Below are 22,444 nucleotides of genomic sequence, written 5' to 3'. Positions count from 1 at the left end.
TTGGTGACACCACTTAATTGGAAACCCAGAGGACCTCAGCAGCGCGGTGGTTCTGATCGATCACGTCACCACTCGTTGGTGACACCACTTAATTGGAAACCACGAACCGCAACATTCAACGATAGGTGGGTTTTGGTAGATTGTCACCACTCGTTGGTGACACCACTTAATTGGAAACTGGTGGTGTTGCTGGTCATAGGCCTCCGTGGAGTGCTGGGTCACCACTCGTTGGTGACACCACTTAATTGGAAACTAGGCTTAGGAGGGCCTTTAGGCCCCGTAAGCTTGAATGGTCACCACTCGTTGGTGACACCACTTAATTGGAAACTCGATACCAGCATTACTTTCCAGCATTGTTTCCAGCGTTGTCACCACTCGTTGGTGACACCACTTAATTTGAAACTCTCCAAGGTAGGCACTGACGTAAGCCGGACCCCTATCGTCACCACTCGTTGGTGACACCACTTAATTGGAAACCTGGCAAGGTCTGCGGCCGTTCCGTACCATGCCTGACCCGTCACCACTCGTTGGTGACACCACTTAATTGGAAACGCCACACCACCTTGGGTCTTAACCATGATGCAATAGGTCACCACTCGTTGGTGACACCACTTAATTGGAAACCGTGGAAGGAGAGCCAGAGCTGGGAGAGAATCCCATGTCACCACTCGTTGGTGACACCACTTAATTGGAAACTGGCCAGAGCCTATGTAGTCTTTCCGGTAAAAGTAATGGGTGTAACCCAGTCACCACTCGTTGGTGACACCACTTAATTGGAAACGCGTCCGAGATGGTCACCCCTACCGGCGCCACCAGCCCCGTCACCACTCGTTGGTGACACCACTTAATTGGAAACCTCGTTCGCCATGTCAGCAACCCTCCTTGTCGGCCTTGTCACCACTCGTTGGTGACACCACTTAATTGGAAACGGCCAGGCTTGCAGATCCGGAACCCCTCGATGAAAGCGGGTCACCACTCGTTGGTGACACCACTTAATTGGAAACTCACCTACCTGAAGGTTCGCAGTGCGACCAAAGATTGCAAAGGTCACCACTCGTTGGTGACACCACTTAATTGGAAACCTCTTGGTATAGAAATAATCAAAGAGGAAGTCTTCCGTCACCACTCGTTGGTGACACCACTTAATTGGAAACTTTTTTCATGATCAGATTGCGGAGAACAGGTGGGAGGTCACCACTCGTTGGTGACACCACTTAATTGGAAACCTTTGAAGCCGCGGAGATGACGGTAGTGCGCGTAGGCAAGTCACCACTCGTTGGTGACACCACTTAATTGGAAACTTTACGTGCACGGGCCTTGATTGCCTGCGCTTCCTCATAGTCACCACTCGTTGGTGACACCACTTAATTGGAAACGATACTCTCAGCCCATTCTCACCGGAAACCGCAGCATCAAGTCACCACTCGTTGGTGACACCACTTAATTGGAAACTATGACGGCTGCGAGGACACAAAATCCAGGCAGTCCCCAGTCACCACTCGTTGGTGACACCACTTAATTGGAAACAACCAGCGTTCTCAACTGAGGTTCAGTCAGAAAATCGTAAGTCACCACTCGTTGGTGACACCACTTAATTGGAAACGTGCTTACTGGCACGAAGGTGAAGAGAGCGGCGATGACAGGTCACCACTCGTTGGTGACACCACTTAATTGGAAACTTCATGTTGTCGGCATCATCAGAAGGAACGGGAGCGGTGGAAGGTCACCACTCGTTGGTGACACCACTTAATTGGAAACAGGTCCAGTCATCACGTAACGAGTAGTCATGCCACTCAAGTCACCACTCGTTGGTGACACCACTTAATTGGAAACATGAAAAGAGCTAAGCCCCGAAGGGCCTAGCTCCAATCCGTCACCACTCGTTGGTGACACCACTTAATTGGAAACAGCCTTTGCCGGTTTGGCGTCATCACCGAACAGGGAGAGGTCACCACTCGTTGGTGACACCACTTAATTGGAAACCTTTTTAGCCAGGTGAGGGTGACACGCATTACACTAATTCGGTCACCACTCGTTGGTGACACCACTTAATTAGAAACTTCTCGACTCCGAGCCCCTTCCGGGGGAGATCGTAAGAGGTCACCACTCGTTGGTGACACCACTTAATTGGAAACTTTTTTGTTAGGATTAACGTTACGCTCTAACGAACGCGTCACCACTCGTTGGTGACACCACTTAATTGGAAACCAGGAGGTGACGGGTGGTCATGATGCTGGTGCAGTGTACGTGTCACCACTCGTTGGTGACACCACTTAATTGGAAACTGGCTGCCAGTTCCATCGTTGCAGTAGTCGAGCTCTTGGTCACCACTCGTTGGTGACACCACTTAATTGGAAACTCATTTGATTTGGTTGCTTGGTGGTTGACGAATTGATCTGTTGTCACCACTCGTTGGTGACACCACTTAATTGGAAACCGCAGAATAGCATTCTGATGATCCAGCGCAGCGATGTGTCACCACTCGTTGGTGACACCACTTAATTGGAAACATGATGATTGCTGTGATTGAGTAAAGCATGATGGATTAGTCACCACTCGTTGGTGACACCACTTAATTGGAAACCGTTAAGGGATTGGAGTTTGGAGAGAATGGTTATTAGTCACCACTCGTTGGTGACACCACTTAATTGGAAACTTGAATTTTCATCTTTCCACCATAAGCCAGTTCAACTTTGTCACCACTCGTTGGTGACACCACATAATTGGAAACTATTGGATCTGCTCTTCCATGTTGTCGGCATCATCAGAGGTCACCACTCGTTGGTGACACCACTTAATTGGAAACTTTGCTGAAGATGGTGATTCTGTCACCGAGGGGAGCTTCTTGTCACCACTCGTTGGTGACACCACTTAATTGGAAACCCCGTGAATCGGCTTCTTTGGTCGTGAGGTTGTAGCGTCACCACTCGTTGGTGACACCACTTAATTGGAAACCCCATGTGATACATGAAGCGTTTGTCATAGACTCTGAGACGTCACCACTCGTTGGTGACACCACTTAATTGGAAACTGGTAGCTGGGCCTGCTGTGGGATGTTGTGCAAGATGCGGTCACCACTCGTTGGTGACACCACTTAATTGGAAACTGATGGTACATCCGTACACACCCTCATAGAAGGAACGGTCACCACTCGTTGGTGACACCACTTAATTGGAAACTTGTAGTGGCTGAAGAAGGTCTTGTTATTGATACCGATAAGTCACCACTCGTTGGTGACACCACTTAATTGGAAACCCTGCCAGCACGCATGTGGCCAGGTATGCCATGGGACGGTCACCACTCGTTGGTGACACCACTTAATTGGAAACCATTCATGGCCCAACGGTTGCCAAAGAAGTCTTTGGACGTGTCACCACTCGTTGGTGACACCACTTAATTGGAAACTTCTCCATGCGGCAGGAGCTGCGCCGGGCAGGGTTCGTCACCACTCGTTGGTGACACCACTTAATTGGAAACGCGAACCCCACAAGGCGCCCTTGCGGGTCACGTTGCTGGAGTCACCACTCGTTGGTGACACCACTTAATTGGAAACGGCAAGCCCCAGGGCGAACATCCCCCAGTGGTAGATGGGTCACCACTCGTTGGTGACACTACTTAATTGGAAACCCGTCAATCTTGCCTTGCAATGAACGCTCCGATCTCTTCTGGTCACCACTCTTTGGTGACACCACTTAAATGGAAACTTGGCCTGTGTGTCAGAGCAGATACGATGCCCGTTTCTAGCCTCCTTGTATGGACGCCCGGTCAACACCAAGCTCTTCCAGAGAAGCTGGAAATTGACTGAGGGCCCCATGCGCTCGAGGCTGAGTGCCTGAGGCCGTAGCGATCGCGGCCGACAGGAAGACACCAATGCTGCCCCTGAGTGATTTCCAGCCTGCGGCGCTGATGGGCTGGAAGCCGTGGGCAAACAGGCTTGCGTTGCGCAGCTTGAGTTGATCTACCAATGCGGAACGCTGCTCAGCCCAGGCCATCCCGACAGGGTGTTCGTAGGCCGCCAGCAGATCAAAGCTGTCGCTCATGCCCAGCCTCAGGGCTCCGCCCCCGGGCTGGTTGTATTGCTTCAGGGTGTAGGCCTGCAGAACAGAGGCCGGCACTTGCTCCAGATCGACAGCAGCGGTGAGCTGATTGAACTCCCGCTTGAGCAGCAATTGCGCCGTGAGCTCCATGGCGCGGTAGAGCCGGCCCACGGCATCGTCGTAACGCTGTTGCTTGGCACGGCGCTCGGCATTGAGGAGCAGATCCTCCACAGTTTCCTGGCCATGGCCACGAATAGCAGGCCACTGCTCGCGTTCGGCTGTCTCATCCAATTGCCGGCGGGAATGGATCACCCGCTTGAGTTCCAGCAAGAGTGCTTGGAGCTTGGGGTCTCCCGCCTGGAGGCCCAGTAGATCCGCGGCCGCCTTGTGATCGAAACGATCCCAGGCATCAAAGGCCTGCAGGAGCTGCTCCAAGCGCGTCAGTTCCGTGGCCTGCGGCCCCTGGGGCAGGAGCAGCCTCACACGCACCACCGCTTCCCGAGCGGCGGCGTAGTCGTAGCGGCGCAGTAGGGGGGGGAGTTCGGCCTCCAGCAAGCGCCGAATCTGCAGGCTTCCGAGGGCGACAGGCACAGGCAGGCTGGGACCGCTGATGGCCACACCGGCGCTTGGGCGGTTGGTGGTGGTGAGCAGGAGGTCCACCTGGCCATCATCGACGGCGGCCATGGCCAGGCCGGTGGCCATGGTCTTGGTCCCACCGGTGTAATCCACCGAGAGTTTGGCGCCTGGGTTCTCCTGGCGCAGACGATCCAGCAGATCCCGTGCTTGGAGGTAGACGTGGTCGAGGCGATCGAGGGAGTTCACCACGTCGCCCCCCTGGTTGCGGCCGAGGCGTTGCTGTAGCTCCAGCACATCCCGCTCTGGATCGAAATCCGGCAGATCCACCTGGGCCACAACGGCGTCCACCACAGCGCGGCTGCCGGAGGAGCAGAGGAATACGGCGCGATCCGGCTTCACGCTGTTGAGGCAGTTCACGATCGGGCCGTCAGATTGGCCCACGGTGAGCACAAGGGTGCGGGTCATTGGGGGGCGCTGAGCAGGAGTTGGACGTCGGGCAATTGCAGCATGGCCTTGCCGGGGAGTTGAACCGGAAGCGGACCTGGGGTGATCCCCAGCTCCTCCAGCGTTTCTTCAACGAGGTTGGCGAGCTGATCCTGGAGCGATTGCCAAACCTTGGCTTCGATCGGCTTGAGGCCATGGGCCAACAGGGAGTCATTGCGAGCCGCCAACACGGACTGGATCCGACCCCTTCGCTGATTGAAGATCCCGCCGAGGCCCTCTGAGCCCTCGCGCCGTTGAAGCCAATCGAGCAATTGATTGGCGCCGATCTTCAAGTGTTGCTGGCGATGGTCAAGGTGCAACTCGATCTGGATGTAGGTCTGGGCCAGCAACTCCAGAGCGCGGTAGAGGCGAGCCACGGCATCATCGAACCAACCGCGGCGGCCGCGGCGCTCGGCGTTGAGCAGCAGGTCTTGAACCAGTTCGTAGCCGGTGACTGGAATCTCCGGAACGTTGGCATCGAGCCAACGCCTTGAGGCCCAGACCCTTTGCCACCACCCCATCAGCTCGGGCAGGACCACTTCCAAGTGGATGGCATCGGCACGATCAAGGGCCTCCTTCCAGCAAAAGCGATCCCAGAGCACAAGGGCGTCGAGGATCCAGAGGACACGATGTCCGGCGTTGTAGCGATCATCGCTCAAGGCATCGCCTTGATACTCCAGGTAATCCTTGAGGCTTTGACGTGCTCGGTCGTAGCGATGATCCTCCAGGAAGAGCGCCAGCCTTTCCTGCAGCCGCCGATCGGCCTGCAGCGGCTGGATACCCAGGGAGCGCAGCCCTTCACTGCTGCCGATGCGTACCAGATCCCTGCGCCGGCCGCTGACGATTGTGAGTTCGGCGTCCTGTTCTGCCAGGGCCATCACCAGGGCGGCACTCATCGACTTGGTGCCACCACTGCAATCCCCGCGTAAATCGAGATCTGGGATCGTCTGGCGCCATTGGCTGGTGAAACGGCGCAGGCGTTGGTAGACGTCGCTGAAATCGTCTGGATCCGGGAGCAGTACCAGGTGCCTTTCAGGGTCGAATCCCTCCAGGGCCAACTGTGTCACCAGGTTGGGGCGGTCATCCTGGCTCCCATCCTCCAGGACATGGCGGCACGGTGCCCCCCCACCGGTCACCTGCTCCAGGCTCGGGGCCTCGCATGGGGGTGCGCTGACCACGAAGACCACCTGATCAGGCTGATGCAGGCGCACCGCTTCGAGGATGGGCTCGGGGCTGCCGCCGACGGTGACGAGGAGGACGCGCGTCAAGGGGTGGAAAAATTAATTGGAATAAAACAAGCATCCACTCCCCCTCCGGATTTCATGAACTTCAAGAATTGAGATTCAAGCTCGATGTTGTTGGCGCCCTTGTAATAAGTAACAATCTCAAGATACTCGCCCTCCCAAAAGTCATTTATTAATGCAAGTTGTGGTCTTGCTTCTCTCGCCGTCCTGTGTGGCAGAGGAGGAGTGATGCGATTTCCTGGCCGCTTGCCCCTGTCGAATGGATTCACGGGTTTGGCAAAGGGGTCAGGCTTTGGTTGTTGTAACTCTGCCGGAGATCGATGCGACCCCAATGGAGTATCGGAATTGATAATTGGATACATTCTGCTCCAGATGCGACCAACCTTTCCCATGGACCCGGTTAGATCTGTTTTCTTTATGCATGGTGGCCCTTCTTGATCATGGAACCAGTTAATGGAAACAGAGTCATTTGGGCCAGATGCCTTGCGAGCCCATACAAGCGAGCGGTCTGGGTGTATTACTTCTCGCCATGGGGCTAGTTTTGATCCTTGCAAAAAATTCTTTGTTTTCATGTATTGTCCAGCTATGGAGCGTGTGTCGGCAATGAGCTTGTTGAGTTCTTCGACTGAGCATGGGTTCAAGCCAGGCGGCAGCAGATTCGGTTGCAACCATTGCCAATGAGTTCCAATGGAATTTCGCCTGTAAAAATTGCCGTCAGCAAGTGGAAAGCATGAATGGTCTAGCCTTCTGCTTCCGCGGCCAAAACCACCAAGAACCATCACCAAAGAATGGAGCTTGTAGAGAAAATTTCGAAGTAAATCTAGATCCTCACTGCTGCGTTTCGAATCATTAATCAACCATCGGAGTTGACCGGAAACAGAATAAGTGGCTTGCCCCCTTCCATAACTGCCTTGTTCGTATTCTTGAACCGTAAATTGGCTCATCAACAGACCAACCTTTGGAGCCGATTTTCCTAGGCCTCCAAACAGGTGGTCAACGACTCCCATCGTGATTTGATCGTCTGTCAGGCCTCCAAGTACCCTCATTGCCATACCACGAATTGCTGCCCTGAACTGATTAGGCCGAAATTCGGGAGTTTTATCGAGTAGCTGAGATGCCACCCCTTGCCCTGTAAGTCCGATAGAAAGAAACGGAGTCTCACTAATGCCTTGAATACTTCCATATCCAGCGCTGGTTCGACCACCAATTCCTTGAGCCAGCCCACGCTCTAGTGTCAATTTAATTTTATCCCATTCCTGATCTAATAAGGCTTCCGTGCTGGTGATACTGATCTGAATCATTGGTCTAAAAAGACTCACAATTGCGTTGGCGTTATGCTTTTCCCTGCCTTTCTCTATTCTTGATTGTTCATTAAAACCAAGTTGCCAGTTCTGCTGCGGATGAGCAACGTCTAGAAGTCTTTCCTTCCATTCAGGATTTGTTTCTGCAGTAACTGGCCACGCACCGTGGAATCGGAGGATCCCTGACTTGGAATCTTTATCGGCCTCGCCCGCGCTTGATCCGCACCATTTCGTAATATCAACCTTATCAAGAGGCGTTTTTCCGCAGCCACGGCGGAACAAACCCTTTATTGAACTGCCTGGAATGACCGGCCAGCCACCAGCTGCAATCACTGGGCGGATAATGCCATCATCTGTGCCGCTGTTTGTGATTAGACGCCAATCGACCTGATAGTTGAAAGTCCTTGCTGTCTTCGGATCGCTCTGGAAAGCTTTAAAAGGTGCCGAAGGGGGTAAGGAATCTTTCCATTCCTGGATCCAAATCTTTGCGTCTGGTAGATCTGCCTTTTGTCGCTGGCAGCGGCCCTGCACCTGAGCCCGATATTCCATCGGGACTTTGGCATGATCAACTTCTAAGCTTGTTTCGCTTGATATCTCACTACACGCACCAGCCGCTAGAGAATGAGTAGGTAATGCAATCAACTGATCAAATAAAGGGGTTGAAGCCTTTGTCGAGGGATGCGTTGATTGATGGGATAAATGAGCAGTAGATGGAGAGTCCAGCCGCATCGATGGCCGATTTATATTGCTAATAAGCGACGAACCTGCGTAGCCTTGTTGCTGGTCTTCCGTCTTTGTGCTTGGTTTTGGCTTGTTCGCTTGCTTGTTTTGAGGTGGACCACCTGAACCTCTCCGCTTCGGATGTTTTCCCATCAGTCTTGAGCCTCCTTTGCCACCATTAGGCGCTGGGTCCACCAAACCACGGCATCACATAGATTGGTAAGCACTGCTAAAGTCAATGATTGATCATGGCGATTCAGATTCCAGAGCTGATTGGCAACATTGGCGATTTCTTCTTCAGGGCTGTTCTTGGTTAGTACTTTATCCGGCAGAAGTATTCCTGTCTTGGCAAGGATAGATACCAATGCATGCCAGACGTCGGCTATGAATTTGGCCTTGTTCGGTTCTTCTTTTTCCAGCCGCAGGTGTTCCCCCCAAAAGCGTTCCAGGCCATAGGCACAGGCGGCGCGCATCTTATGGGCTTGGTTACGGCTATCTGTTTTGTCTTTCTTGTCTCGTTCTTTCGCCCGAAGCACAATTTCCAAGGCAAGGTGATCCAGGTCGTATGCATGCCAGCCCATCAGCCCACCTCCTCATCAAACAAGGTCACATTGCAGCGGCCGAAGCCGATGCTTTCTAGGCCACCAAAATAAAGCTCGCCAGTACTACTTGGGCCGAACGGCTCCCAGCTATCGGGAGGACCGCTCTTTGTAGGTGGGCGAATACCTATGGGAAAAACGAGTACGGACCCCTCAGGAAGTGCCTCAACGTTGAAGAAGGCTCTACCATCCACCTTCTTTTCGTTGTCAGCCAGTTTCACCCGGCTCTGGCGGTAGAGGGCCATGTCGTGGATGGCGCCAATGTCTGCATCGTCGACCACCACCAGGCAATCTTTCGGGATTGTGTCTTTCTCACCCTTCTTCGGGATCCAGCGGGCCAGGGCTGGCTCAGGTTCGACTTGCATGAAACCGAGATTGAAGAACAGGGTTTTCTTCTGGTCCTTCCCACCCTGCTGATCACGGGCCCGCAGCCCCGGGCTGGCTGTGTAGGGAGCGGGGAGCTTCAAACTCAAATCGTTGATCACGCGCCGGTAGCGATCCAGCAGACGGGGCGAGCTCACCCAGACCACCGGCTGGCCCGGTGAGAACACGGGCAGCCACACCAGGGAGGCGTACTCGAACTTCACCAGCGCTTCGCTGAACTCCTTGGCGTCGTTCGCCGCCTCGGCGCCGAACCACACCTTTGTGGCTTCGGGGTCGGCGCGCCGTGCTTCCGCCCGAAAGCGGCCACGGATCGAGCTACCGGGGATCATCCCGGTCTGGGTGTAGGCATCGCGAAAGATCAGGTTGAGGTTGCCGGCTTCCTCGCCGGCGGAAGCACCCACGTGAAGGGGGGCGAGGGTTTCGATTAATCCGTAACGGCGGGCGTACATCGGGCGGAAAAGAAAAGGGGGTAGGCGCGGAATTGGGGTTGAAAGCGGGAAGGAAACTCAGCAGGAGAGGGCTCAGGGAATCGGCAGGGCCAGGCCGGTGCCGAGTTGCTTGAAGCTGAAACCCTCGCGGGGGAACCAGCTCTCGGGCCAGGACGGCCAGGGAAGCAGGGTATGGCCGGCGGGCACCTGAACGCAGGTGCCGGGGGGAACGGCCCAACGCCCACGGGAGAGGCGGCGCTTGCCGTCGGTGGCTTTGCTCTTGTTGCCTTCACCGAGCCGGTGGCGCCAGGGCTGGGGCCGATCCGTCAGCAGGGCGGGGCCCCGGCCGCCGTGGCGCCAAGGGTGAATGGCGGGCTGGCGGGAGCTGTCGAGCGGTTCACGCTGGGACAACCGCTTGCCCCCCCACAGGCCGGGTGTCACCAGGGCGAAGCTGCCCTTGAGGTCACGCTTGAGCAGTTCGATCAAGGCCTCTGGCACCGGCTGCACCCGCAGCTCCACCAGGTGGCCTTCCCCGCCGAAGCGGTAACGGCCTTCCTCCACGTGATGGCTGCAGAGATAGGCCAGGCGCACCCCCGGTTCCAGAGCCACAGCCAGTTCCAGAAACAAGGCTCCCTCCTGGGCGCTGACGCGTTCGTCATCGCGGAGCCGGGGGTGCAGGTGGGGCAGTGATGTCCAGGGATCGCTGCGGACCTCGAATCCAGGTTGGTGTTGCTTGTTCCAGCTTGAGAGGGGAATCCAGCCGCCGCGGATGGGCTTGGCCGGCGGCTCGGAACCATCGGCTGGTTGCCAGCCGGCTTCCTCCGGGCGATCTTCATCTGCTTTCCAGACCAGGCGTGAGCTGCAGGAGCGCCAACCCGAATCACCTGCCGGCTTCTGCTGCAGCAGGTTGAACGGAGCCGGCAGCATCAGCTCTTCTTGGCCCTTGACCTCGCCGACCCAGAAGGGCCCCGCCGTGTGCAAGTCGCGCACCTCGGCACGCGGCAGCTGGGTGGCAACCAGGCCGGCGAAGGCGGGGGAATCAGGTGGAAAGTGCTCGCCCGCCTTGCCGACGAGGTTTTCAGCCGAGAGAAAGCGGCCGCTGCTCGCATAAAGCAGACCGAGCGGCTCCAGGGTGATCAGGTGCGCGAAAGGGATGCTCATGCCGCCACCTCTTGAGTTGCTGCAACGGTGGGCTGGGGTTTCTGAAGCCGTGTCATCACCCGGGCCAGATCGGTGAGCCAGGCAGCAAGGGGCTGGGTGATATGACCCTCGGGAACCGCTTTCGTCCCCGCAGATTTTGCCGGTGGTGACAGGCCTGGGAAATAGATGTCCCAGAGGGCTTGGGCCACGGCCTCACCCGATTCAGGATCCTGCTTGGTTCCGAGGGCCCGCCGGCCGTGGAGCGATTCCACATCAGTGGCTAAGTGGCCCCAGTCAGCACCATCAGCCTCACCTTTTCTGCCGCGTCTATCGCGGTAGCCCTCCAGAAGCTGAGGCAGCAGCGCCCAGGGGCACACCCACTCGATCGACTGCCCGCCTGAGAACAGCAGCTTCAAGGCAAAGCGATCCTTGCCACCTCTCTTGGCGCTGCTTTCGGCCTCGCGCACCTGCTGCAGGGCCTCCCGCTGGGGCACCTTGTCAGTAGTCCAGACCAGGCCCATGGAGACGCTGATCCCTTGCCCATGTTCACCCCAGAGAGCGGGGAATGTCTTCAGCCACTGGAACAGATCCATGGGCATGAGCTTTGCTTCCAGGTTCTGATCACTGGCATCAGGCCTCCCGTGCAGCGCACCCAGCAGATCGTCGCCGCCTGCGTAAACGACGGTGGCCTTGCCATGCATGTGTTGGATATCGGGCACCTTCTTGTACAGGCCCTCGGCCCAGGTGCCGAGGGCCTTGCTGAAGCTCTGGAGCTCGATGGCCTCCTGGGCGGCATCTCCTTTGGCCTGCTCCTTGAGGTAGTCACCGACCCCATCGCCATCAGCCATGAACCAGCCGATCTGCTCGGAGTTGGCGATCGCATTGAATCTCTGCGAGCGCACTTTGTCGGCAGCTTCTGCCGGGAAAGCGACCTTCGCCACATCGGGGTAGGTGACCAGCCGTTTGACCAACTCAGGCAGCGAGGGCTGCTCTCCCTCACCAGCGAAGGCCTCACCGAAGCGGGACGCCAGCGCTGCGATGAAAGACTTGGCCTCCGCATCGGCTTCGCCAAAGGAGATCTCACGCGGGTCGATCACCCGACCCATCGATGGCCGGGCGATGGCATCGCTGCCGCCCAAGGTGGAACTCTCGCCGGTCCAGTTGATGCCGCTCCAGGCGCGGGATTGCTTGTTTAGGGCCAGGCGCTTGCGGGCGGACTGGATACTTTCGCCATGGGCATGGAATACCTCCCAGGCGTGCTCCTAGCATTGCTTCCAGATCGCTTCCCAGTCGTAGACGAACTGGGGAAACGTGGATTCAATCCAGGTACGTGTACTAACGAGAATCTCGCCCCAGGCCATCTTCAAGGCATCCTGGGCATGCCCTTTCTTGTAAACTCCACAGATTACGAGGGTATTCGGTACCCCCCGAGCCACATCCACCAAGGCGGGGCTGAGCACTTCGAGTTTTCGCCTCTCGTCTGTTGGTTGTTGCGCAGGATCGAACCGCTCTGCAGCGTCATCAGCGATGGCCTTGGCCAGAACCGAGAGCAGCAACGAGCTCCCAAACAGATCCCGCAACTTTCGCGAGGAGCTAATGAAACCCTGCACCGGTGCGAAGGTGACCACCGTGTATGTGGAAGTGCCGGCTGGCGGATCGGTGGGCTGAGCAGGCGGCTGAGCTGCTGACTCAGAGGTTGAGAGCAACGGTTTTGTTCGAGTGGGGCTGTTCTAGGCGGCATCTCAGCAATCTGCAGACATTTTCGTGCGAATCACCGAGCTTCGTCAACAAGCAGGGGGCCCAGCTCTGAATCCGGTCCTTCGCAGGAGAAGGCGGATCTCAACGCCCCATCACTCCAGGCTGAAGGGCATTCGTTGCCACAGCCTTGTTCATGCCCTCTCCATCCACCCGAGCGGCCCTGCTGGTTCAGGGCCTGATCAGCCTGATCAACGGGGCCATCAGCCTGGTGCTGCTGTTGATCGCTCCGCTGGGCCTGGCGAGTGTGATCACGCTCACCCTGCTGATCACGGCCAGCACCTTCTGTTGCGGGCTGCTGGGCCGGGTGCTGCAGCAGTGGCTTGCGATCCGTGATGGCAAGGCGACAAACGCCAGTTCTGCTGGGCGCACTGCCGGGCGCAGCCTGAAGCCGGCCAACAGGTGGCAGCGCCTGCCGTGGCAGTGATGCGCAGCCTCTACCTGCTGCGTCCGTTCGGCAGCGCCGGCATCGAGGGGGAGCAGCTGGTGGTGCGCAGCCGTGGGGATGAAGTGGAGAGGGTGCGGCTGCCGTTGCTGGATCAGATCCTGGTGATGGGCAACCTGCAACTGAGCACGCCGCTGATTCGCGCCTGCCTGCAACGGGGCATCCCGATCGCTTACCTGAGCCGCCATGGCTGGTGCCACGGTCGGGTGCAACCGGTGGAGGGCGGCTACCGGCACCGGGGCCGGTATCAGCTGCTGCTGGGGGAGGCGGATCGGCTCGCGGCCGCCACCAGCCTGATCGCAGGCAAGATCGCCAATGGCCGAGTGCTGTTGCTGCGGCTCACGCGGCGCGACCGCAGGGAGCTGGTCGCTGGCACGATTGAACGGCTGCAGTGGCACGCGCAACAGGTGCGCCAGGCCCGATCAGCGGATCGCATCCGTGGCCTTGAGGGAAATGCCGCCGCCGACTACTTCACGGCGCTGGGACGATTACTGGAAGGCGATGGCTTTGCCTTTCTGGGAAGGCATCGGCGGCCACCCACCACTCCATTCGATGCACTCTGCGGGTTTGGCTATTCAGTGCTCTGGAACGGTGTGCTCACACGCATCGAACTGCAGGGGCTGGATCCCTATGAAGGGGTGTTGCATGTGGGCTCACCGCGGCATGCCGCGCTGGTTTCGGATCTGATCGAACCCTTGCGCACCTTGCTGGTGGACCCGTTCAATGTGTGGATGATCCGCGTGCGCCGGATCCGGGCCGACCAGGGCTTCGAGAACCGTGATGGCGGCATCTTTCTGGATGAAGCCAGCCGCCGCCTGTGGCTGAAGGCATGGTCTGCGTATATGGCAGAACGGGTGACGCTGGCAGATGGCAGCCAGGGGGCACGCTGGGATGTGGTGGACGGCCTGGTGCGTTCCTTTGTTCGCTTCGTGTATGCACCGGTGAATGGACTGGTTGTTCCACAGCGGCGCTGAACGATGGCAGACGAACAACTCTGGGTGATCGCCTATGACAGCCCCAGCAATAAACGACGCCGCAAACTCGCCAAGCTGCTGGAAGGCTACGGCGTGCGCGTTCAATGGAGCGTGTTCGAGTGCAATCTGCGCAAGGAGGAGATCGGCACGGTGCGGCAACGCCTGACTCGGCTGATCCAGCCCGATCACGACAGCGTACGCCTGTGGCCGGTGCCGGAAGCGAGCTGCGCGCGGATCGTGCATCTTGGCAAAGCCGTTGCCAGCACAAGCTGGGACGACCCGGTGATCTGAGCGCGCAACGCCTGGATTGCCGAGAACACCAGTGATGACGTGATCCTGCGCGCTGCCCTGCAGCGCAGGGTCTTTGAAGGTTCTCCACAGGCTTGCCCAGGGGCTGATCAGGCCGCAGGATGGAGGTGCGCGCAAACGGTCTTCGGATCGCTTGCCTTGCAAGGCCTTTCGAGGCCGCTGTCACCACTCGCTGGTGACACCACTTGATTGGAAACCTAAACTGATTACCTCTTTATCTAGAACAGGATCTAGCGTCACCACTCGCTGGTGACACCACTTGATTGGAAACCAGGTCAGGATCTCCAAGATACATATCAGTATTAGGATAGTCACCACTCGCTGGTGACACCACTTGATTGGAAACATCGTCGAGGTCATAGGGATGGTCCCAGCGGCTGCGTCACCACTCGCTGGTGACACCACTTGATTGGAAACTTAGACCAGAAGATCTCAGTAAAACCATCAGTCAGATAGGTCACCACTCGCTGGTGACACCACTTGATTGGAAACAACATACGCATGGTTACTACCGTGCAGAACAAAAAAAGTCACCACTCGCTGGTGACACCACTTGATTGGAAACTTCGTGGGCTATTTCGCCGCTGGCGGGCGACCACCAGGTCACCACTCGCTGGTGACACCACTTGATTGGAAACTAATAGTTCTACTATTAAGAAGTGAATGATATTGACGAGGTCACCACTCGCTGGTGACACCACTTGATTGGAAACTCTTTGGTCTTGCGGGTGTAACCGGCGCCGAGAGCCAGGTCACCACTCGCTGGTGACACCACTTGATTGGAAACGTGATTGTCCGGGTTGCCATGGGGAGACAGTGAAGTGTCACCACTCGCTGGTGACACCACTTGATTGGAAACCCGATGCTTCGAAGGCGCTGCTCGGTGTACTGGGCGTGAAGTCACCACTCGCTGGTGACACCACTTGATTGGAAACTTGCACTTTGCACAATGCAACGATAGGTGGTATTGCCGTTGTCACCACTCGCTGGTGACACCACTTGATTGGAAACTTTCCAAGGCTTCCGCCACGGAGAAACTCCTTTCTCCAGGTCACCACTCGCTGGTGACACCACTTGATTGGAAACACGTCGTAAGGCTTCTTCGCTGTTTTGCAGAAGTCGAACTGTCACCACTCGCTGGTGACACCACTTGATTGGAAACCGCAAGCCAGGGAACGCGGCCATGACTTCGAGCATCCAAGTCACCACTCGCTGGTGACACCACTTGATTGGAAACCTTACGCTGAGTGCGTCTGTAGAGATCGTAAGCTTTACTGTCACCACTCGCTGGTGACACCACTTGATTGGAAACTCGCTGTTGGGCACGTTCTTCACCGACCAACTCCCGTAGGGTCACCACTCGCTGGTGACACCACTTGATTGGAAACCTTAAATGCCTGAATGGCTGCAGCGGCAAAATCTTCTGTGTCACCACTCGCTGGTGACACCACTTGATTGGAAACCAGAGAAACTCGCCTAGCAACAAGCTTCTCTTGTGCTTTAGGTCACCACTCGCTGGTGACACCACTTGATTGGAAACTGAAGCAGTTGCGGATGGGGTTCCCCATCGTCCTCCGGTCACCACTCGCTGGTGACACCACTTGATTGGAAACGAGTGGGTACAAGGGGTCCACGAAAAGCGCCACGTGTCACCACTCGCTGGTGACACCACTTGATTGGAAACTTTACAACACCTAGAACTTGCATCGAATGTGTAAGAGCTGTCACCACTCGCTGGTGACACCATTTGATTGGAAACACTCAAACCTTGAGCGGCACCTTCTATGAAGAAGTTCTTGTCACCACTCGCTGGTGACACCACTTGATTGGAAACCCAGCGCAGCAATGTTGCTATGCATGAGCATAAGCATGGTCACCACTCGCTGGTGACACCACTTGATTGGAAACGGAACGCCCGGCCGGCCCCCAGCTGGTCAACCACTGGTCACCACTCGCTGGTGACACCACTTGATTGGAAACCGGCGCTCAACGAAGCGGAAGAATGACTGCACGAGTTCCCCGGGTCACCACTCGCTGGTGACACCACTTGATTGGAAACTACTTCTAAGTGAGTTATTGCCTTTTGCTGTAGCTGGGAGTCACCACTCGCTGGTGACACCACTTGATTGGAAACCAGTCTGCAGCGGTGAAGCGCAGCGCGAAGAGACTCATGTCACCACTCGCTGGTGACACCACTTGATTGGAAACTCCAGTGGGTCAAAGTGTGGCCGATCCTGGCTGGTGAGTCACCACTCGCTGGTGACACCACTTGATTGGAAACGTCATCTACTGCCGAATCCCACATGGCCTCCGTCGCCGTCACCACTCGCTGGTGACACCACTTGATTGGAAACCCGCTGTTGTAACAGTGGTGCTTTTCTTTGACCTTCTCGTCACCACTCGCTGGTGACACCACTTGATTGGAAACTTGAGGACCTGAGCGCGAGTCATGTGCTCCTCTAGGAAGGTCACCACTCGCTGGTGACACCACTTGATCGGGAACGCCTTGTAGTGGCTGGAGAAGTGCTCGCTGTAGAAGGCCTTGGTTTCGGCCCGATGCAAGGACTCTTCCTGGCTTCTGCCCTTCTCGATCTGCTCGGAGATGATCTGCTGGCGCCGCTGCTCGAAGCCATCGGAGTAGCGCTTCAAGAACAGCATCCCGAAGATGTATTCCTTGAACTCCCAGGCCTCCATCTTCCCGCGCAGTATGTCTGCCGCTCCGAACAGGTGCCGCTCCAGCTGAGCAAGGGTGAGCATGCGGGGGGGCTCTTGCCACTCATGGTGCGCGTGCGGGAGCTGGTGCGGCCGGTTGGGGCCTGGGGAGGGCCTCGGCGCCGGCGATCGCGACCGAGCCGCCGCGGCCTGGCACCACAACCACACGATGCCCTTGGCCACCAGGGCGGCCTTCACGGCCTCGTAGGCGGTCTCTTCCCAACCGAGCAGCTCGTGGAGCCGGCCGTTACTCGCCGAGCCGCCCAGGGCTTCAAGGGCGCCTAAGAACTCGTCGAGCTGCTCCTAGTTGTGTGGTCCCACCAGGTTCGTCAGCGAAGCAGCTCGTCGAGCCGCCTCTGAGGCGAGCGCCAGCCGAGGGTCGAGAGCTTCTTGAGGCGGTTATTGATCGCCAGGTAGCGGGGCAGCCAGCGGTCCCATTCCTAGAAGTTCTGAATCTGCATGCTCGAGGCACAGTGTCGGGAAGAACCACTCGGCCTTGCCTGAGCAGCGATGCACCCTGTTATTCCCGTGATGAACCTGATTAACTACTTGAACCCCAGATCCAGACAGGTATTGTCCTTAATCACCAGGGTTGATGAACCCCTTGAACCCGGTGGGTCATTCCCCATTCGTCACAAGGGGTTTATCAAGTTCATCATCTAGGGTGATGAACGCAGATCCTTTGCACTGCAACGGGTTCAATGGGTTCAATGGGTTCGTCAGGGGTGTATTGCGTGAGAGGGCCTTCCAGGTCATTTCGTTGACGGGCCTGACGGATTCAGCCCTTCTGAGCTCTACCAGTCGCCCAAGGCCGCGCTTGACTCGCTGCGCCGCCGGGTCCCTACTGTTCTCCCAGGTGATGCCCAGGGCCTTGGCAACGTCACGGGCGGTCCACCACCGGTCGGGATCGCCCTCCAGGTGCTTGAGAATCTCTCGCTGTTCTTCGGTAAGCCGCTCTACTGCCTGCTGCTGCTCGGCCTCCTTGCGCAAGTTTGCATAGGGGCCGACACGATCGAAGCCGCCCCCAGGACGGCGGGTGATGACGAGATCGAAGCCTTCTCCGCTGCGGGCCTCTCGTACCAGGCGCCGCTCCGGGACGTCCTTGGCCAGCTCGGCACCGATATTCAGGTAGTGCATGGTCAGCACGCCATTGGCCGCGCCAGCAATGGCGTTGTGGCCGCTCAGGGCCTCGGTGCCGACCAAGCCTTCCGACTTGTTGCAGTGATGGATCACCAAGAGGGTGCCGCCCTTCTCCAGGACCGCCTCCTTCAGGTCATAAAGAGTCTCGCCGATTTCTGGGTCGTTCTCACCATGAAGGAGTGACCGGGCGGCAGACCGAAGACTGTCGAGGATCACCAGGGCGCCGGGATAGGCATCGATTGCCTCCAACAGTCTATCCAGGTTCTTCTCGGTGAAGCGGAAATGACGGGACCAGGCCAGCTGGGGGTGATCCCAGAAGGCCAGGGCCTCCACCATTTCGGCGGAATCGCCATCCGATTGGTCGTCGGTGATCAGGATCACGGGGCACGTCTGAGGCTGAGTGACGAAGCCCAGGAAGCTGGAGCCGGTCAGGACTGCGTGGGCGATCGATACCGCGAGGCGAGACTTCCCGACCTTTGCTCGGCCGCCCAGGATCGAGGCGTCATTGGCAGGCAGCACACCCGGGATGAGCCATTCCACCCGGGGGCGAGGCATGGCTGCACGATCGGCCGCGTTCAGGATCTGGAACATCTGCCCGTGCTGCTCATCCTTGGCCTCCAGGACCATCTGGGCGATATCCGACCTGTTGATGTCCTTGGACAGCCCCAGGTCGCGGACAGCCTTCAGGAGTCGGGCCCTGCGCTTGAAAGAGTTGCGCTGGCGCCTTGCCTGAACGTAGACGCAGCGCTCGAGGCATTCCAGACGTCGAGCGTGGGGAAGTCTCTGCTGGCCACAACGGGCCTTGAGGTCAGAGCTGACCGGGAATCCCTGCCCTCCCACACTTGCGGGGATAGGCAAAATGTTGACGGCCGGCGGCTGATGGACCGCCGCGGCCTGAGCATCCCTCTGTTTCGCCTTGTTAAGGGTGGTGGCAACGCCAGGGGCCGGTGGGCCGACAGGGACAATGGCCGCCAGGATCTGATCGGATGTGATGCACTCGTCGATCCAGTCGGCGATGTCGAGGCCACCTTTGGCGGGGCAGTGTCCATTCCATAGGGCTGGATCCTCAGGCCAGCAGAGCAGCCACTGAGCGCCGGGATAGGCGGCAGCAACCTGGTGGGCGTACTTCAAACCGGGCTGGTCCCGATCTGGCACGATCACGAGCCGTTCAGGTGGAAAGAGACCACTGTCGCGCTCGGGTTTGAAGCCACCAGCGCCGCCAATTTGGGTGACAGCCGCAAGGCCCAGTTTGGCGAGTGCATTTACGCAGGGCTCGCCTTCAACCCAGAAAACGAAGGGAGCCCCTGCCTCAAGGGCAGCCTTAGCGCTCTGGGCGCCATACGGCATGACACGGTGCAGGAGGTCACTCGGCTCGCTTCCTTGGACGAGGGACTTCTGCCAGATCCTCTTGTTGCCCTTGCCATCGTCGGACCGGTGAACCCGGATCAGCTTCCGACCCTCAGAGTCCTCGTAGTCGAAGTGCCGCAGACCAGCATGCCGGACTGGTTTGGGTGGACCATCAATGTTGGGGGCCGGGGCCAGAGGCTTGACCCTTTTTTGATCGGCGCGAATGGAGACGCCGCGACTGTCTTTCTCCCGGGACTTGTCCCTCGTGAAGTGTCCGGCTCGGCCGTCTGAAGTGTTCCCGGTGAAAGCCCAGATTTTATTGCTCACCTCCCCGGGCTTGAGGTCCTTGGGGTGATGGCAGATCACCGTCTCGCCGATAGCGCCAATCCGGCAGTCGCCGTCCTTCGTACGACCGCAGACCGGGCAGGGATGCCTAGTGGAACTGGGGATCATTCGGTCCATAGCGACACCTCGACACGAACATCCGTTGCGCTTGAATCTTCGGGGGATGACCTGGTATGAGAGTAAAATCCTCCGCATCCCACTAACAGACTGGCGTAGAGTTTCTCCTCAACCGGCTGCCGCTCATGAAGGCTTAATGCGTAGAGAGTTTCCCGCTGAGGTTTTGCAATATGCAGGGGCTGTAGGGTGGCAGACTGATCAGGTAAAATCATCAGATTCATGAGTAATCATTTCTGAGAGTCTTTACAAATGCGGCGGCTGTGAGTTGTTGCCAAGTTGCGGTCTTTTGCGTCCCTCGCAGCGGGTGTCACCGTCCAGAGCTCCTGCTGCGCAGATCTCAGAAAGAGGCTTCCTCCTCGGCAATTGCAATGGTCGTCTCGACCCGGGACTGCGCTTCGAGCAAGACTTGGTTGCGCAAGCTGTGCCCCTCGGCCGAGGCTTCTATGTGTTGCCAATCCCGGCGGCATTGCGGCGGCGGAGCAGGATGTAGGTGGCCCTGCAGCGATTCCGGTGCTCGAAGGAGAGGTGAATCTCAGGTGGGGTTCGGGCTGCTGCTGATTACTTCTTGCTCGGGCGGGGCAGTGATTTAGAGCGCCGCGCGAGGGTTTCTTCCACCTTGTCGAGATCCCATCTCAGGCAGGCACGCTGGTCGCCCCGGCCGATATTGATGAAGTGAATTGCGGGCCGAAGAACATCTGAAGCGCGCAGTCGGATAAGCGTATTTTTCGACAGCCGAAGTGCTGCCGCCACCTCTGAGGTGGTGGTCATAAAGGCCATTGTGAATGGTTGGGGACAGGTGGAAACTGATGGGGTATTCCCGGCCCCTGGAGGAGTTATAGCGCCGCAGTCCGCCCTACAACAGAAATAAAAAGGAGACGTTCATTTCCTTTTCTAGGCATAGGAAAAGAAATGGCCGTTTCCTTTTTGAAAGCAAGGAGCTGGGTCTTCCCCTACTGCTTGCGGTCGGCCACCAGCTGCTGCACCTTCCGCTGCAGGCTCGGGCCATCCAGACGCCGCCCATAGGTAGCCAGATGGACCTGTGGCGAGTGACCCATCAACTCAGCGCTTTCGCGGACGTGGAGCCCCAGGTCAAGGCCAAGGCGAAGAGCGAACGCGTGCCGCAGCCCATAACTTGTGAGGTCGCCGGGCATCTGCAGGCGGCGCAATTGCTGTGTCATGTGGGCGCCGGGGCCTGTTGCTTGCTGGCTCCATAGAGGCAACCCGTGAGAGCACCAGCGCTGCAGAAGGCCGTAGCAGTCCGGCGGCCAGTCGGCCGGGGGCACGGCCGGTACCTGCCGCGGCCTTGTAGCACCCTTGCTGGAGCGCTTCGAGCGGGTGACCACAGCCACAAGCACACCCCTGGCTCCGCCTTTCACCTCCAGTCCAATCAGCTCCTGTGGCCTGAGCCCGAAAACAGCCAAGATGTCCCAGGCGAGAAGATCGCCATCCATCAGCCTGGGGCTTTTCTCGACCTTCTCGCGCAGCATCTGGATCTCTTCGTCTCTGAAGGCCCTGACCCCCTCGGGATCGGCCGCGGCCTTGCCGTTCCCGCGCAGTTGCTTCGCTTCGTCCGGCCAGAACCAGCCTGCTTCCTTCCAAAGGCTCCGTCCACGATCGTGTGCCATCTGTCGGGAGCGGGTGTTCGCCTCCCATCGCCGCAGGTAGGCGAGAAGTAGGGATGCGTCGTTGTCCATGTGGTGCGAAGCGGCACTCTCTGCCAGCTGGTGGAGGAACGGGGCCCAGGTGCGTTCCCACGTGCGGGCAGTCATGCGCTCACCCACAAGGTTGGAGCGGAGCTGCTGGATCAACCGTTTGAGGTGCTCAGGATTCAAGTGGCAAGGATCTACTGCCAGCGGCGAAGCTGCTGGGTCGGGCCATTGCCAGGTTCCGTCCACCACGCTGTCAAAAACCGCGCAGGCCTCGCTCAGGGCCGCGGCGGCGGTGGCCGGCCCGGGTGGTGCGGACAGGCTGTAAGCCCTGCGCTTGTGAGCCATGTCTGGTGATTCGCCTGGCCTGAGTGGCAGCTCGGCGGAGACCAGCCGCAGACGGTCACGGTTCAGCTCCACGTACCAGCCGCTCCGCCCAAGACGGTGGGCCTTGAAGGACTGGCTCAAGTTCCGCAGCCAGGAAGGGGAGGCCATGGTGCCGCGTGAAATCTGCGTGAAATCCTGGCACTTTCGGGGGCAATCCGGCCTATTTGGGCGCGATGGAAGGGCAATAGTTGACCCTGAGATCCCCTGCAGTGCAGGCAAAGATTCCAGTCCTGGCCTGGATTTTCAGGGAATGGGCGATGCCGGTTTCGAACCAGCGACATCCTGCTTGTAAGGCAGGCGCTCTACCGCTGAGCTAATCGCCCTTCGCCCCACTCTGGGGTCCATGCCCCCATGC

14 protein-coding genes, 1 tRNA gene, 1 pseudogene and 2 CRISPR repeat arrays (1 of these 18 only partly in view) are annotated in these 22,444 nt (G+C 57.9%); of the genes and pseudogenes, 3 read left to right on the top strand and 13 right to left on the bottom strand.

Annotated elements, in window-relative coordinates:
* Window positions 1-3,704: direct repeats of the CRISPR family, unit length 36 nt; unit sequence GTCACCACTCGTTGGTGACACCACTTAATTGGAAAC; it reaches 608 nt to the left of the window's first position.
* A gap of 36 nt (window positions 3,705-3,740) precedes the next feature.
* The 8 genes from KQ307_RS02795 to KQ307_RS02760 all read right to left on the bottom strand — a co-directional run bounded on the left by KQ307_RS02795 (window position 3,741) and on the right by KQ307_RS02760 (window position 12,540).
* Window positions 3,741-5,078, bottom strand: coding sequence for a TIGR02710 family CRISPR-associated CARF protein (locus KQ307_RS02795; RefSeq protein WP_259726850.1), 1,338 nt, complete (start codon window positions 5,076-5,078; stop codon window positions 3,741-3,743).
* Entirely contained in the window at window positions 5,075-6,364 is a 1,290-nt protein-coding gene (locus tag KQ307_RS02790; RefSeq protein WP_259726849.1) for a TIGR02710 family CRISPR-associated CARF protein, read from the bottom strand. The genes KQ307_RS02795 and KQ307_RS02790 overlap by 4 nt, the downstream gene beginning before the upstream one ends.
* Complete coding sequence (locus KQ307_RS02785) at window positions 6,361-8,514, bottom strand: RAMP superfamily CRISPR-associated protein (protein WP_259726848.1); 2,154 nt, start codon at window positions 8,512-8,514, stop codon at window positions 6,361-6,363. Before KQ307_RS02785 ends, KQ307_RS02790 begins: the two co-directional genes overlap by 4 nt.
* Window positions 8,514-8,942: a hypothetical protein gene (locus KQ307_RS02780; RefSeq protein WP_259726847.1), complete on the bottom strand. Its 429-nt coding sequence runs from the start codon at window positions 8,940-8,942 to the stop codon at window positions 8,514-8,516. The genes KQ307_RS02785 and KQ307_RS02780 overlap by 1 nt, the downstream gene beginning before the upstream one ends.
* The gene (locus tag KQ307_RS02775) at window positions 8,942-9,793 is read right to left on the bottom strand and encodes an RAMP superfamily CRISPR-associated protein (protein ID WP_259726846.1); all 852 of its coding nucleotides are present in this window, start codon (window positions 9,791-9,793) and stop codon (window positions 8,942-8,944) included. The genes KQ307_RS02780 and KQ307_RS02775 overlap by 1 nt, the downstream gene beginning before the upstream one ends.
* A gap of 72 nt (window positions 9,794-9,865) precedes the next feature.
* Window positions 9,866-10,933 (bottom strand): type III-B CRISPR module-associated protein Cmr3, encoded by a 1,068-nt coding sequence (locus tag KQ307_RS02770; RefSeq protein WP_259726845.1) that lies wholly within the window; start codon window positions 10,931-10,933, stop codon window positions 9,866-9,868.
* Complete coding sequence (locus KQ307_RS02765) at window positions 10,930-12,051, bottom strand: Cas10/Cmr2 second palm domain-containing protein (protein WP_259726844.1); 1,122 nt, start codon at window positions 12,049-12,051, stop codon at window positions 10,930-10,932. Before KQ307_RS02765 ends, KQ307_RS02770 begins: the two co-directional genes overlap by 4 nt.
* A gap of 123 nt (window positions 12,052-12,174) precedes the next feature.
* Window positions 12,175-12,540 (bottom strand): type III-B CRISPR-associated protein Cas10/Cmr2, encoded by a 366-nt coding sequence (locus KQ307_RS02760; protein WP_259726843.1) that lies wholly within the window; start codon window positions 12,538-12,540, stop codon window positions 12,175-12,177.
* A 263-nt stretch (window positions 12,541-12,803) separates the two neighbouring features.
* Here KQ307_RS02760 and csx18 point away from each other — a divergent pair, with 263 nt between their 5' ends.
* The 3 genes from csx18 to cas2 are packed head-to-tail and all read left to right on the top strand — an operon-like array spanning window position 12,804 to window position 14,377.
* Window positions 12,804-13,094, top strand: coding sequence for a CRISPR-associated protein Csx18 (gene csx18 / locus KQ307_RS02755; RefSeq protein WP_259726842.1), 291 nt, complete (start codon window positions 12,804-12,806; stop codon window positions 13,092-13,094).
* Window positions 13,070-14,086, top strand: a complete 1,017-nt coding sequence (gene cas1 / locus KQ307_RS02750) for a CRISPR-associated endonuclease Cas1 (RefSeq protein ID WP_259726841.1) — start codon at window positions 13,070-13,072, stop codon at window positions 14,084-14,086. The genes csx18 and cas1 overlap by 25 nt, the downstream gene beginning before the upstream one ends.
* A 3-nt stretch (window positions 14,087-14,089) precedes the next feature.
* Window positions 14,090-14,377, top strand: coding sequence for a CRISPR-associated endonuclease Cas2 (gene cas2, locus KQ307_RS02745; protein ID WP_259726840.1), 288 nt, complete (start codon window positions 14,090-14,092; stop codon window positions 14,375-14,377).
* A 179-nt stretch (window positions 14,378-14,556) separates the two neighbouring features.
* Window positions 14,557-16,898: a CRISPR direct-repeat array (repeat unit 36 nt; unit sequence GTCACCACTCGCTGGTGACACCACTTGATTGGAAAC).
* A gap of 80 nt (window positions 16,899-16,978) precedes the next feature.
* On the opposite strand, the pseudogene KQ307_RS14855 reads toward cas2, so the two are convergent.
* From KQ307_RS14855 to KQ307_RS02720, 5 genes and pseudogenes are all read right to left on the bottom strand, one after another.
* A pseudogene (locus tag KQ307_RS14855) lies at window positions 16,979-17,089 on the bottom strand (type I restriction-modification system subunit M N-terminal domain-containing protein); the annotation flags it as partial.
* A 636-nt stretch (window positions 17,090-17,725) separates the two neighbouring features.
* Window positions 17,726-20,047 (bottom strand): AAA family ATPase, encoded by a 2,322-nt coding sequence (locus tag KQ307_RS02735; protein WP_259726839.1) that lies wholly within the window; start codon window positions 20,045-20,047, stop codon window positions 17,726-17,728.
* 567 nt (window positions 20,048-20,614) lie between these two features.
* Entirely contained in the window at window positions 20,615-20,824 is a 210-nt protein-coding gene (locus tag KQ307_RS02730; protein WP_259726838.1) for a helix-turn-helix domain-containing protein, read from the bottom strand.
* 182 nt (window positions 20,825-21,006) lie between these two features.
* Complete coding sequence (locus KQ307_RS02725) at window positions 21,007-22,197, bottom strand: hypothetical protein (RefSeq protein ID WP_259726837.1); 1,191 nt, start codon at window positions 22,195-22,197, stop codon at window positions 21,007-21,009.
* Window positions 22,198-22,340: 143 nt separating this feature from the next.
* Window positions 22,341-22,412, bottom strand: a tRNA-Val gene (locus KQ307_RS02720).
* Between the last annotated feature and the right edge of the window lie 32 nt (window positions 22,413-22,444).

The sequence above is a fragment of the Synechococcus sp. CS-1326 genome (assembly GCF_025128115.1).
GTDB lineage: Bacteria > Cyanobacteriota > Cyanobacteriia > PCC-6307 > Cyanobiaceae > Regnicoccus.
The sequence above is the reverse complement of the archived record's forward strand: the minus strand, read 5'-3'. Positions and strand labels throughout refer to the sequence as shown.